Genomic DNA, 12,575 nt, shown 5'->3' with positions numbered 1-12,575 from the left:
CGCAACGACATGCTTCCCACCAGCGCGTCCGGGAAGGTGATCCGCCGCAACGTCGAAGCGATGTGGCTCGAACGCGGTGCCACCGACCTCATCGAGATCGACAGCTGACAACCCCGAGGCAGACTGGGCAGAACTCCGATGCGCCCGACCCCGTCGCCCGCGTCGCTTGGCCTCCGAGTCCTCGCGGTCGGGGCATGCGGCCGGTACCGGTCGCCGTAATGAACTCGCAGACCTGACCGGCAAAGTACGGCCGCCCGCCACGGAGCGGGTCGCGGATCCGCCATCGCGGGAACCGATCGATTTATCCCGATCTCGACGCTGACGCTGACCGTGACGTCTTGATTGACGACTCCGAGATGGCCAATTGGGGACATACCAGCCCGAAAGCAATGATCTCTGGACATGATGTCAGATACCTGGCCGCCGCGAGGCTCCTGCACCCCATCGGCGACGAAGAACACCAACAGATTCCTCCCGTACTGGTTGGAGACTTTGATGACGGTGCAATGCACCTCGTGATCGAAATCCTCCTCGTCTCGGGCGAACCTAAATGGAGAGGCCAACGGCGCCTTGTCGACGCCGCGAGCGCCGACAGCATCGCCCACATGGCGGTATTTCACTCCGACAGTGAGGCCGGTCGGGGATCCTACTCGCTGCCCGGTGAGGGGTTCGGGAGCAGGTACATAGGGGCGCCAACGTGTTCAGCCAGGCCGGGTGCGAGCAGGGTGGGCTCAGCACCGAACAGTGGTAACCAGCCACATGCAGCGCGATGCCGTGGGTGCCCACACCGCAACCTTCAACGCCGCCGGCCAGCAGTTGGCGCGGCGGTTGAGGCCGAGCCCGGCGGCCGTCGCGGTGAGGGCTCGATGGAACGACGAGTATTGGCGCGCCGTTACGTCGCCGAGTTGCGCCGGACCACCGCCCTTCCAGTAGTCAGATTCTAGCCGTATGTTGCGTGGGCGCTAGAGAAGGCGACTTTTCGATCGGACGCGACGTGAGCGTGTCTCGGCCCGGGAACGTTCGGACCGACGCTAGGCGAGGGGACATGATCGACAGCGAAAGTTGACCAGGTCTGGTCAACCCCCATCACGCGCTGTGCGGAGATCTCGATCAGCGCCACCAATGCGGACAGCCCATAGATGCGTTCGGAAGAGGTGACGCCACGCTGAATTCGCGCCAGCTGATATCTCGCCGCACGTCCGAGCCGGTGCGTGTAATCCGGGACATCCATTCCGAATGCGTCTGCGACATTCCTCGGTGCCGGCCCCCCCGAGCGGCTCCCAGAGCAGCGCGAAATCCAGAATGTCATGGTCGTTGTGTCGGTTCCACATTCTTCCTGCCTACTGTGCACTACCCCGGCTTGCTCGCGAGTTCTCCAGGCCCTGTTCGTGAGGACTCGCGAGCCGGGCGGGGAATCGTTCGGGCCAGCGCATGGGGATAGGCTCTGGCCATTTCGCTTAGTTCGTCCTGGCTACAGCTCGATTCGGGAACCGCCTGCCACAATCGCTCGATGAAGTGGCCCTTGGTCAAGCCGAAGTGGACATAGACGTCCTCCTCGGTCGCGCCCCCGTAGGGTGCCCACCTGCTTGCGAACGCGATGAGGCGCTCTGCCTCGACATCCGGATGGTTGCGCCGACGGTCGGCCTCGATCCAATCGATACGACGCCTGTAGCGCCATGGGCGAGACGAGTGAGAACTCATGAGATTTCAGACTTCTGATTGAGGGCACGGACTGGCGGAACTGTCGGCGTTGTCGGACGCGAACCTTCGACGGAAGAACCGCCGTTTCGGCGCTGGGGCTGAAGACGCTTAGCCCACGGCGAACTAGTGTCGGTTGGCTCCGCCATCCAGAAATGCCTCGTCGTCCAGGGACAGCGTCAGTCCGAGCATTGCGCCGAGATAGCTGTACTGGCGCAGGCCCATGACGAGACCGGTCGCGCTGTAGGTGAATCGCGACTTCTGTTCCAGGTACGGAGGAACGACACCGGAGAAGTGGCGGGCAGTGTTGGAGAAATGCACCTCCATGACCGGCTTCTTGGTGTCATCGAGAGCATGACGCGTGGCTTCGCCGTACGTTGTCAGTCCGGCGGGATTGATGATGTAACCATCGACGTCGGCCGCGGTTCGGTGGATGAACTCGAGGATGTCACCTTCGTGGTTCGAGGCGAACTGTTCGGTGGAGACTCCGAGCGACTCGGCATAGTCGCGAACCAGCTTCTGCAAGTCAGCCAATGACGAGATCGGCCCGTAAAGGTTCTTGTCGCGCTTACCCAGGTTCGGCATATTCGGACCGTCGATGACGGCGATGCGCCATTCACGGGGATTCGGTCCGCGGAAGGACAGACTCATTGTTGTTCTCGTTCGGCGACTCGTCTTCTTTAGTGCAGTTCAGGAGCGCCCGAGAGCGGGGATTGCCACGATGCCGGCAGCGGTACCGATTCGTGGCGGTGACCATCTTGCGCGTCTAGCCGGAGCCGGACCTGAGCGTCGCTGGCGGCATCGCGACCGATCCGGTGGATCGGCAGGTCGTGTGTTTCCGCCAGTTCCAGCACGTCTTCGGTGCGTAGTTCGGCGAGGGCTTTGTCGAGCCGGGCCCGAACTTCGTGTGCGGCGGCTTGTCGTTGCCGGTATGTCTCGAGCCGGGGATCGTCTGCCCAGTCGCGCCACTCGAGAGCGACGCAGAGCCGCTTCCACATCGCGTCCTCGAGCAAGGCGATCACGACGGCTCCGTCGGCCGTGGGAACGGTGCCGTACGTGGGTTCGGCGGCGAGCACTGCGGAGGGCTTGATCGTCGCCCACGCCTGGGCGGCGTCGAGCATGCACATGTCGAGATAGCCGCCGGAGCCCGCGTGCCAGGACGCTGTCATCGCCAAGGCCGCTGTCGTTCCGGTGGCCAGATCCACCCAGGGAACACCAATTCGGTCTTGCGCGGTCTCCGAACTGATAGCCCCCGCGATCGCCTGCAGGCTGATGTCGTGCGCGGGATGGGATGAGAGCGGACCCGACTGGCCGTAGGCCGAGATGGAGCAATAGATCAGCCCGGGGTTGATTTCCCGCAATGTCGCGTAGTCGACGCGGAGACGGTCGACGACTCCGGGGCGGAATCCCTCGATGACCGCGTGGGCACTGCGAGCCGCCGCGTGGACGACCTCGCGGCCGTGGGCCGTCTTGAGGTCGACGGTGATCGAGGACTTTCCGGCGTTGGCGTTCGCGAACATCTCCGGATCGAGGTGCCGTGCGGCGTCGCCGTGCGGCGGTTCGATTTTGATCACACTGGCGCCCAAGGACGCGAGAAGCAGCGTGGCATAGGGTCCGGGCAGCTGCTGGCTCAGGTCCAGGACGCGCATACCCTGCAACGGCCCGACGTTGTCCGCCCAGACGATCTCTGGCGCGGTCACAGGATGGCCAACGGAGTGACGGGGCTGCCGGTGGAGCCCTGCAGCGGGATGGGGGCGAACACGAACACGAAGACCTTTCGTCCCGAGGCGGCCAACTCGGCGAGAGCGAGGTTCTCGATGAGCGGAACGCCATGTCGGTGGAGTAGATGCAAGTGCACGGGAAAGGTGGTACCCGCAGGTGAGGGCTGGACCTCGACCGCGTAGTTGTCGGCGCCGACCAGGGCCACGTCGTGAGCGACGAGCCACTGGGCGCCGTCCAGGGACAGTCCCGGCTCGAGATCGAAGTACTCGTTGCCGTGGGATCGCTCCCACCAGCCCGTGCGTATCAGGACCGCATCCCCCGCGGATGGCTCGACGGCGGCCATCTCGTACCCGGCGATGAGGTGCTCCGCGTCGATCGGAGTCGAGGGGTCCAGTGGTGCCCCGTGTGCTTCGACCAGGTCGATGAGGACTCCCCGGGTCACGACCGGGCGGAGCTTCTCTGCACCGAGTCGTTTTGCGCCCGCGGTTGAACGCACATTCGCCGCCGAATGTGCGTTGTAGAGTTCCTCACCGCTCCATGCGTGTGACAGAGCATCGACGTGCGTACCGCTGTGTGTCGACAAGGTGACGGTGTCCTCGGCGAACCGGAACCCGTCCGGCGAACGAGCTCCCAACGCGTAGTCCCCGGCATTGCGGTCCATGTAGCGAGCGGACTTGTTGCGATGGGGCGGAACACCGGCCCCGGGGCCGGCCGGTTGTGCGAGGGAGAGGACCTGACCTGTTTCGGCGGCACGGAGTGCGGCCAGGGTGGTCGATGCGTCCACCAGATTGAGCGCCCCGATCTCGTCGTCGAGACCCCAGCGACCCCAGTTGCTCTCAGTGCCCATGCGCGGATCCGCTCGCCGCTGCCGCGTGTACGGCACGATCGACCGCCTCGCAGGCATGAGTGCGCAGGTCTTTTCGGACCATCTTTCCCGTCTGCGTGCGCGGTAGTTCAAGGACGACTTCCACTACCCAGGGGGCTTTGTAGCTGGCCATTCCGGAACGGCAGAATGTGCGGATCTCGTCGCCGTCGAGTGTGCTGCCAGGCTCGGCGACGACGAATGCGACAACGACCTCACCGCGGCTGGGGTGATCGGCTCCGACGACGGCTACTTCCGCAACCGCGGGATGGGTACTGATGAACGTCTCGACCTCTGCCGGCGAGACGTTGATCCCCGAGGTCTTGATCATGTCGGTGTGACGGCTGTGGAACTGCACGTATCCGGCGTCATCGATGGAGACCGTGTCACCGGTGCGGAACCACCCGTCGCTGGTGAATGCGGCGGCATTGGCCTCGTCGTTGTCGAGGTATCCCGGGGTGATGCGCCCGCGGACCTGCAGTTCCCCGGGAGTGTTCGGCCCGAGTGTCTCCCCGTTTTCCAGGTCGACCACGCGCAGCATGACACCGGGCAGTGGCGGACCCTGGGTGGTGAGTCGCACTTCTAATGAATCGGAATGTGAGGTGACACAGCAGTTCCCGTATGTCTCCGTGGAGCCGTAGATGTTGCAGATTTCAGGGATGTTCAGGTCCGAGACGATGCGTTGGATCTCGTCCGGGCGTCCGATCGTCAAGCCGGTGCGCAGGGAATCGATAGCGCTGATCTTCTCGGGCACCTGTGCGGCGAGGGCGTCGGCCATGCTCGGCAGCAGGTAGATCGCCGAGCACTGTTCGGCAGCGAGCACGTCGGCTGCGGAATCGGGCGTGAATGCTTCCTGCAGAACCAGACATGCCCCGTGGGTTATCGCAACACCAGCGACGTTGGCGACGCCGAAGCTCCAGAACAGAGGCGAGCCGAGCCAGATCCGGTCATCGGCACCGATGCCCATGCGCAACCCGATTGCATACGCGTTCTCGATGAGCGCGCGATGAGTCAGCGGTACGGCCTTCGGTTTCTGAGTCGATCCGGAGGTGTAGAGCACGAAGGCGGGATCGTCCGCCTGCGCAGCGCAGGCCGGCGTCGGCCACTCATCGGGGGTGGACAGAAGTTCATTGAACAACCAGGCGACCGCGGGCACCGGGGTTCCCGCGGAGCCGTCGCCGATGACGATCAGGTGACGCAGCTCAGGGAAGCGGAGGCTGTGGACCGCACCACCGACCGGGGCGTCCCACAGCTCGGGAAGGAGCTGGGCGAACTCAGCCAAGATATCGGCTTTGCGTGCGGAGCTCACCGTGACGACGACTTCGGCTTCGGACACAGCCAGCAAGTGCTCCAGGTCCCACGCGCGGACCCAGGTGTTGAACGCGTCGACGCGGGCACCGAGTCGCATCGCCCCGTAGACGGCGATCATCCACTCGGAAATGTTGGGACCGAGGACCGCCACCCGCGAGCCGCGCCCGACTCCGAGATCGGCCAATGATGCGGCGAAGGCACGGATCTTCTCGGCAAGCTCGCTGTACGACAGTCGCACGTCGCCGGCGACCAGGGCGGGAGCCTGGGGGGTGCGGTGCGCGATGTCCTCGATGAGTTCGGGCAGGGTCATCGCCGATGGGAGAGCTGAGTGGTCGGGCCAGGGGAGAGGGCCCACCACGTGGTTCGCTTCGAACGCTGTGTGCTCTGTCATGGGACCAGAACCGTCCGTCCGGTAGCGGTGCGGTCGTCGAGTGCGCTGTGTGCGTCGGCGGCCGATCCAAGCGGCAACGCCCGCGGTGGGCTCGGCACGAGTTTCTCCGATGCAATCATGTCGATCACCTCCTGAAGGTCGGCGCGTGTCGCATGCGCGGACCCAATGACTTGCAGTTCCTTGATGATGGTCAGCCCCGGGTCGAGTTCTAGGTCGGCGGGCACGGTATTGCCGACCAGGACGAGGCGGCCCTGCGGGGCCAGCGAGCGCAGACTTGTTCTGAACGTGGGGCCACCGGTGACTTCGATGACAGCGTCCGCCCCTCGTGGGCGGTCCATCGCCGCCGCGCTCGCACGGATGGCCCGCGCGTCGGGACGCACCAGTGTGTGTTCGGCGCCGGCGTCCGTGATCGCTGCGACCTTGGCCTCGTCGCTCGTCGTGGCGATGACGCGCAGTCCCAACGCGTGTGCCGTGCGGACGGCATTGAAGCCGACGCCGCCGCCGGCACCGGTGATGACCACGACATCCCCGGGCAGCACCTGCGCCTTGTGGAGCGCATGCAGACCAGTGCCGATGCCGCACGAGGCGATGGCCGCCACCTCGTCGGTGATCGTGTCGGGAACACCGACAGCGTTGAGCGGGTCGGCGGTCACATACTCGGAGTACCCGCCGGGGATGTCGTCACCGTAGAACCCTGGGCCGCGTCGACACTGCGAGGTGATACCGCGTTCGCAGTCGGGGCACTGCCCGCACGGGCGGCGTTGGACCAATGCCACCCGACGGCCAACCCATTCCTCGAGATCATCGGAGCCGGCGGCGACGACGGTTCCAGCGATCTCGTGTCCGAGTACGTCCCCCGGCGTGGCAGCGAGCTCGCCGCGCCGGGCCAGAGCGTCGTGGCCGCACACCCCGCAGGCGCCCACCCGGACCAGGAATTCGCCCGGTTGTGGCCGCGGTACCGGCATCTCATCCAGCTCGAAGGCTGATGTGGCGGGTCCGGGTCGGGCCAGTTTCACAACGCGCATCGTGAGGGGAATGTTCAAGCTTTGCATCGCGGTGGTACTTCTTTCGCTGATCTACTTCAGTGCATCACAGGGCATGTTGGGCTCGCCCGGCGTCACGGCGTGGGCGCCTTCTCATTGTGGCGGGCGGAGTTCACAGGGGAACGTCGATTATCTGAGGACACAAGATCCTTGGTTGCGTCCTGCTCGCTGAGGAGGTCGCGGCCAGCGGTCTCCGGGAGGAGCTTGTACAGGACGAATCCGCAGATGACGGCCACACCGGAGAGGAAGAATCCCGGTGCGTAGTCGAGTCCGGTCCACAGGACCAGCGAGGCCCCGATCAACGGTCCGAAGCCCGAGGGTGCACCGACCCCCAGATTGAATCCGACCGAACCGCTGGTGAGCCGGGTCGAGGCGGGGAACAGCTCGATCAGGATCAGCGATGTGTTGGCGTTGATCGGTGCCTGGATGACCGCATAGACCAGGAGAGCGAGGATCACGGCGACGGTGCCGCCGCTGCCGAGCGCGATGAACATCGGAATGCCTAGCAGTGCATGTCCGGCACACCCGAACAGGATGGTCCGCCGGCGACCGAACTTGTCCGAGAGCTTGCCGGCGAGCGGGCACAACGCGGCGTACACGATCAGGCCGATGCACGTCAGGAAAATCGCGTGGGTTCTCGGGAAGGCGGCGGTGACGGTCAGGTAGTTGACCATGTAGGAACCGAGGTAGAACAGGCCGACGCCGCAGATCCACGAGAAGCAGAAGGTGATGGCGATTGCCTTGGCCTGGTCACGGCGGAAAGCGTCTCGTACACGGGATTTCGGTCGGTCTTCCTCACTCTGGAGCTGCTGGAAGATGGGTGTGTCCTCGAGCCGACGCCGGATGAACAGCCCGATCAAGCTGAGCGGAGCGGCGAGAAGGAAGGGGATACGCCAGCCCCAACTGGCCAGCTGATCGTCCGTGAGAGCTGTCGCGAACCCGAGCGACAGCAGGCTTCCGAAGACCAGCCCTATGGCCGCACCGGTCGACGGCAGGCTGCCCCTGATACCACGATTGTTCGGGCGGGCTGTTTCGATGAGGAACGCCGAGCTGGCGCCCCACTCGCCACCGACGGACATGCCCTGCACGCAGCGCAGCAGCACGAGCAGAATGGGAGCCAAGATTCCGATCTTGTCGTACCCGGGGAGCAGTCCGATCATCGCGGTGGCCACGCCCATGATCAGAATGCTGATGCTCAGAGACGCCCTGCGGCCTGCGCGGTCCCCGATCAGGCCGAAGACCAAACCACCGAGCGGCCTGACAATGAATGCGACGCCGAAGACGGCGAGGGACTGCAGCAACGAGACCGTGGCGGTGTCGGACGGGAAGAACGTCGCGCCGATCGCGATGGCGAAGAAGCCATACAGCGCGAACTCGAAGTACTCGAGGAAGTTCCCGATGAGACACGCGATCGCAATGCGGACCTGTGTCCCCCTGCTATGAATGTCGTTGCTCATGAGTGCTCCTGACGGGAATGGGCGGCGCGAGACGTCCGGGACGATCCGGCTTCTGGGCGCCGGATTCGGGAATCACAGGTAGACCGGATCCCTCGGGTTATGGAAACGTCATTCAAGAACTCGAAGCGCCGCTCTGCGCGAACCGGACACTTTCCGGTTGCACGATCATCGCCGAGGCGACGAATGCCGCTCTGTAGCAAGATATGTGAGCTCACAGGAACTCCCAGCCGGGTCGTTCGGACACGCATGCCTCGTAGGCAACGGGGTCGATGGTCTGGTAAACCCCCAGGACGCTCGTGCCGTCGTCGCGTGTGACGCGGCAGAGGTGCTCGTCGAGTCCACGGACGCCGATCCGCGTCTCGGGGCGGGTCAGGTCCAGCGTCTCGCCCTCGGTCATGTCCGGCCCGTCGTACCCGCCTTGGTGGATGTCACCACCTGGAGTTCCGCCATACATGCCGCAACGAAGAAACGCTGTCTGCTGACCGATCTTCTCGTAGTGCAGCTGGGCCTTCTCGCCCGTGGCGAATTCGTAGTCGACGATCGCCTCGGCGAATACCTGGGTATCGGGCTCGAAGCGCAGGCGCCGCGTGGGCTTGAGGACCTTCGTGCACCCCTTGCGGGTGTCACCGAAGGGGTAGTAGAGGCGGTCTCCCCACAGGGTCCAGTCTGGGAAGGCGACGAAGGCATTGCCGTTGGTTCCGACATGAAGTCGACCACCCAGCGCCATCGAGGGCCCGCCCACCCCACGTCCGGTGCCCCAGTGCCGGTCGCGTGTGCCTGCCGACCCGGGGTCAAGCTCGAACCGTTCACCGTCGACCTCGACCCAGCCCGATACGTCACCGAAGCCCTCGAAGCCGCTGGTGACATCGTTGCGGCGGCCCGGCGGGATTCCGGCGGCCGAGTTCGACAGCGGTTCGCGGAAGACTTGGCGGGTGGTGTCGGTGAACGTGATGTCGTAGCTGATGCCCCACTCGTTGGGCTCCAAGATGTATCGCCACTCGCGGAGGCCGCGAATGATGACGGGAGCGATGGGGCCCACCTGGAGATCAGCTCGATCGGCGCCGACCTTGCGGAAACTGCGCACGGCCGTGTGCCGGCCCCGCACGTTGACGATCGCGTACGCCTCGGCGCGGTCCAGATTGGGGTAGAAGCTTCCGCCGGTGGCGACGACGATGTCGCCAGTCGCGTCGTGGGAAACCATCCAATAGCGTTCGTAGGCACGGGGGTCGCCGGTCCACATGACCCGTACCGGATCGGGTGTCTGGTGGATGAGATAGTCGTCCAGTGGGGTGAGCGGAAATTGCTCGGCAAAGTGTTTGTCGTCAGCGATCAGGCTGGAGTGGTCGCTCATGGGATCTCCTGTATTGGACGTCAGGTGGGGTCGACGACGAGTCGCGCACGTAGATAGGCGCCGATCGCCTCCCGCTCCGGACCTGCGGGCAGTTCATGAATCCGGCTAGTCAGGTGCGCGCGAAGCGCCTCGTTGCTGGCAGCGGCTGCAGCAACATCGTTCGAATCGTGAGGATCAGGCTCGGCGATGCCGAGCAGTTCCGCTAAGCGACGGTTATCGGTCTGCAGGAAGGGCAGGGCGCGAGCCCACGAGGCCTCGACCCTTTCGATGAGCCTGCGTGCATTGCGTGCGAGCTCGGCAACGCCTGGCGACGTCTCCGGGTCCCCTTCGGCGAGACGAAGCAGGCGAGCGGCACCGTTGAGTTGTTCATCGATCGTCGGTCTCACCGGAAGTCCTCCATGACGGTGTCGAGCAATGTGGAGAGCACGCGAGTGGTGGGCTGGTAAGGCTCCTCGGCTCGTTCCTCCAAAAAGGCCCGAAGGCCACTGACCTGCATCACTGCAGTTTTGAAAGCCGAGAACGCGACCCACCACCGCAGTGCTGAGCGGTCCACCTGACTTCCGGTTGCACGTTCGTAATGCTCGATCAGATCTGGTGCTTCCCAACTGCCTTCGATCGTGTGCTCGGTCGCGCGGAGGGGCTGGGTGACCCAGCCGAGGTCTTCGAGCGGGTCGCCGAGATGGGCAAGTTCCCAATCGAGGAGCGCGGTCACCTCCGAGCCGTCGAGCAAGATGTTGCCGGGCTTGTAGTCCGCGTGGACGAGAACAGTTCCGGTCGAGCGCGGCGCATGCTCGCCGAGCACGACGATCGCGTACTCGAGTTCCGGATGTGGTTCGAGTTGATCCTCACGCAACACCGCGGCCCAACGATCGAGCTCGGCCTTCGCGGCCTCCGGGCCCGGGTCGGTGAGGGTCGTACCCAGACCGAGTTCTCGCCAGTTGACACCGTGTACTGCTGCCAGCAGTTCACAGAACTTTCGGCCTAGGTCTATCCGTTGATCCAGGGCACGAGTCTCGTCGCGCAGCACTCGGTAGTAGCACGTGCCAGGCAGGCGACGCATGATCAACGACGGGCGCCCCAACATGTGGCCATCGTCATCGAGCCAACGCGCGACAGGGGTTGGCAGGCCGCTGTTTTCGAGAGCGCGTAGCACCTCGAACTCCACCGCGCGCTCGGTGTCGATGAGTCCGCCTTCGGGGTCGGTCCGCAGGATCAGCGGCTCGTAATGCTCACCTCCGGAGGAATCGACGGTGATGAGGTCGAATAGCCAGTTGTCCCGGGAACGACCGCTGCCGGCCCGGCGAAGATCGGTGATGTGTCCGTCGCGGACGTCGACGTGGTCGGCGAGGAACGCGCCGAGTCGTTCCGCGACGGACGCCGACGTGGCTATGCCGTCGTCAACGGCCACTGTTGGTGTTGTGCTCATTGAGCTTGCCCTTTCTGAAGTGCGTCGCGGTGATGAGGAGCGGCGATCGCGATCAGGGCCTCCGCCCTTTCACGCAGGCTGCGGCCGCGGAGATCGGCAACGCCGTACTCGGTCACGATGAAATCGACCCCGGATCGGGGAGTGGTCACTGTAGCTGTATCCAGGCGAGTCACGATGCGCGAGAATCGGCCCGCCGTTGCTGGCAACGCGATCATCGACCGGCCGCCGGTGGATCGCTGCGCGGCACGAAGGTACTCGGCCTGTCCTCCGATTCCGCCGATGTAGCCCGTCGCGATCTCCTCGGCATTGACCTGGCCGCTCAGATCAACCTGTAGGGCAGAGTTGATAGCGACGAAGTGATCGACCTCGCCACGTGCTGCCGGACCCGACACCGTGTTCACCGGGCAGATCTGCACGTCGGAGGCCGACACATAGTCATAGAGAGCGGGGGATCCTGCGGCTTCGCTGATCACCACAGCGTCCGGGCCGGGCCGCAAGCACCCGGCAGAAGCGAGGTCCAGCAGCCAGTCCCCGGCCAGCGTGGAGCGCACTGCCAGGCCTCGATGCTCGCGGAGAGCGACACCGACCGCGGAGGCCATCGCGCCGATACCCAGCTGTACGGTCGCGCCATCTGGAATGAGGTCGGCAACGTGCGCTGCGACCTGACGATGGACGTTGTTGATCTCCGGCGTGTCCACGACCGGCAGAGGCCGTGAGGTGTGGACGACAGCGTCGAACGTCGAGGCCGGCACGCGGGGTGCCGAGGTGACGGGCACCTGGTCATTCACTTCCGCAATCACCACACGCGCGCGATTGAGCAGATCGAAGGTGTGATCCACAGCCATTCCGAGTCCATGGGATCCGCTCGCGTCAGCCGGCGTCACTTGTATCAGCACAACGATGTCTTGGCCGCGCTGCGGTAATACCCGGGGCAGATCGTCGAAGTGTGCGGGGATCACCTCGACGTTGCCGCGGTGAACAGCTCCGCTCAGCGGCCCGAATCCTCCGAATGACACGATTGGTAGTTGAGATGGCTTGGTCAAGACTTCGCTGTGCGACAGTCCGACGAAGAGTTCGACCTCGGCAGGGCTCGTGGACAGCAGGCACTCCAGCAGGGCGCTGGGTTCGCCCACTCCCTGCGCGGCGACAACTAGGTCTCCAGGCCGGAGCAGTCCGGTCCAGTGGCCCTCGCCATGGATGCCCGGGTCATCGATACGGACCACTGACACGTTGTCGAGCCTCCTTAACTAGTTGAACCGAGTGAAGGCCCTTTGGGACGTTCCGAGAATCCGAATAGCGCTTCGTGATTCTGAA

At 64.6% G+C, this 12,575-nt stretch carries 10 protein-coding genes; all 10 read right to left on the bottom strand.

Going from position 1 to position 12,575, the window contains the following annotated elements:
- Positions 1 to 1,824 precede the first annotated feature (1,824 nt).
- The 10 genes from MLGJGCBP_RS44600 to MLGJGCBP_RS44555 all read right to left on the bottom strand — a co-directional run bounded on the left by MLGJGCBP_RS44600 (position 1,825) and on the right by MLGJGCBP_RS44555 (position 12,484).
- Complete coding sequence (locus tag MLGJGCBP_RS44600; protein ID WP_160102622.1) at positions 1,825 to 2,349, bottom strand: type II 3-dehydroquinate dehydratase; 525 nt, start codon at positions 2,347 to 2,349, stop codon at positions 1,825 to 1,827.
- A 29-nt stretch (positions 2,350 to 2,378) separates the two neighbouring features.
- Positions 2,379 to 3,398: a CaiB/BaiF CoA transferase family protein gene (locus tag MLGJGCBP_RS44595; RefSeq protein ID WP_160102620.1), complete on the bottom strand. Its 1,020-nt coding sequence runs from the start codon at positions 3,396 to 3,398 to the stop codon at positions 2,379 to 2,381.
- Positions 3,395 to 4,267 carry a cyclase family protein gene (locus tag MLGJGCBP_RS44590; protein WP_201453320.1) on the bottom strand — a complete coding sequence of 291 codons (873 nt, stop codon included), beginning with the start codon at positions 4,265 to 4,267 and terminating at the stop codon, positions 3,395 to 3,397. Before MLGJGCBP_RS44590 ends, MLGJGCBP_RS44595 begins: the two co-directional genes overlap by 4 nt.
- Positions 4,257 to 5,984, bottom strand: coding sequence for a class I adenylate-forming enzyme family protein (locus MLGJGCBP_RS44585; RefSeq protein ID WP_201453319.1), 1,728 nt, complete (start codon positions 5,982 to 5,984; stop codon positions 4,257 to 4,259). Before MLGJGCBP_RS44585 ends, MLGJGCBP_RS44590 begins: the two co-directional genes overlap by 11 nt.
- Positions 5,981 to 6,949, bottom strand: coding sequence for a zinc-binding dehydrogenase (locus MLGJGCBP_RS44580; protein WP_160102616.1), 969 nt, complete (start codon positions 6,947 to 6,949; stop codon positions 5,981 to 5,983). Before MLGJGCBP_RS44580 ends, MLGJGCBP_RS44585 begins: the two co-directional genes overlap by 4 nt.
- A gap of 152 nt (positions 6,950 to 7,101) precedes the next feature.
- A complete protein-coding gene (locus MLGJGCBP_RS44575) occupies positions 7,102 to 8,484 on the bottom strand; it encodes an MFS transporter (protein ID WP_160102614.1) in 1,383 nt (460 codons plus the stop codon).
- 211 nt (positions 8,485 to 8,695) lie between these two features.
- A complete protein-coding gene (locus MLGJGCBP_RS44570) occupies positions 8,696 to 9,835 on the bottom strand; it encodes a hypothetical protein (protein ID WP_160102612.1) in 1,140 nt (379 codons plus the stop codon).
- Positions 9,836 to 9,855: 20 nt separating this feature from the next.
- Positions 9,856 to 10,221, bottom strand: a complete 366-nt coding sequence (locus tag MLGJGCBP_RS44565; protein ID WP_160102610.1) for a hypothetical protein — start codon at positions 10,219 to 10,221, stop codon at positions 9,856 to 9,858.
- Positions 10,218 to 11,261, bottom strand: coding sequence for a phosphotransferase family protein (locus tag MLGJGCBP_RS44560; RefSeq protein WP_160102608.1), 1,044 nt, complete (start codon positions 11,259 to 11,261; stop codon positions 10,218 to 10,220). Before MLGJGCBP_RS44560 ends, MLGJGCBP_RS44565 begins: the two co-directional genes overlap by 4 nt.
- Positions 11,258 to 12,484 carry an acetyl-CoA hydrolase/transferase family protein gene (locus MLGJGCBP_RS44555; RefSeq protein ID WP_236581625.1) on the bottom strand — a complete coding sequence of 409 codons (1,227 nt, stop codon included), beginning with the start codon at positions 12,482 to 12,484 and terminating at the stop codon, positions 11,258 to 11,260. Before MLGJGCBP_RS44555 ends, MLGJGCBP_RS44560 begins: the two co-directional genes overlap by 4 nt.
- Between the last annotated feature and the right edge of the window lie 91 nt (positions 12,485 to 12,575).

It is taken from the genome of Rhodococcus sp. T7 (genome assembly GCF_009872365.1).
Taxonomy (GTDB): Bacteria; Actinomycetota; Actinomycetes; order Mycobacteriales; family Mycobacteriaceae; genus Rhodococcus_F.
Note: the sequence above shows the minus strand (reverse complement) of the source record. Positions and strands in the feature narration are given on the sequence as shown.

Coding starts and splice junctions, on each gene's coding strand:
- MLGJGCBP_RS44570 (WP_160102612.1), bottom strand. CDS start 9,835: ATGAGCGACCACTCCAGCCTGATCGCTGACGACAAACACTTTGCCGAG.
- MLGJGCBP_RS44600 (WP_160102622.1), bottom strand. CDS start 2,349: ATGAGTCTGTCCTTCCGCGGACCGAATCCCCGTGAATGGCGCATCGCC.
- MLGJGCBP_RS44585 (WP_201453319.1), bottom strand. CDS start 5,984: ATGACAGAGCACACAGCGTTCGAAGCGAACCACGTGGTGGGCCCTCTC.
- MLGJGCBP_RS44560 (WP_160102608.1), bottom strand. CDS start 11,261: ATGAGCACAACACCAACAGTGGCCGTTGACGACGGCATAGCCACGTCG.
- MLGJGCBP_RS44575 (WP_160102614.1), bottom strand. CDS start 8,484: ATGAGCAACGACATTCATAGCAGGGGGACACAGGTCCGCATTGCGATC.
- MLGJGCBP_RS44580 (WP_160102616.1), bottom strand. CDS start 6,949: ATGCCGGTACCGCGGCCACAACCGGGCGAATTCCTGGTCCGGGTGGGC.
- MLGJGCBP_RS44590 (WP_201453320.1), bottom strand. CDS start 4,267: ATGGGCACTGAGAGCAACTGGGGTCGCTGGGGTCTCGACGACGAGATC.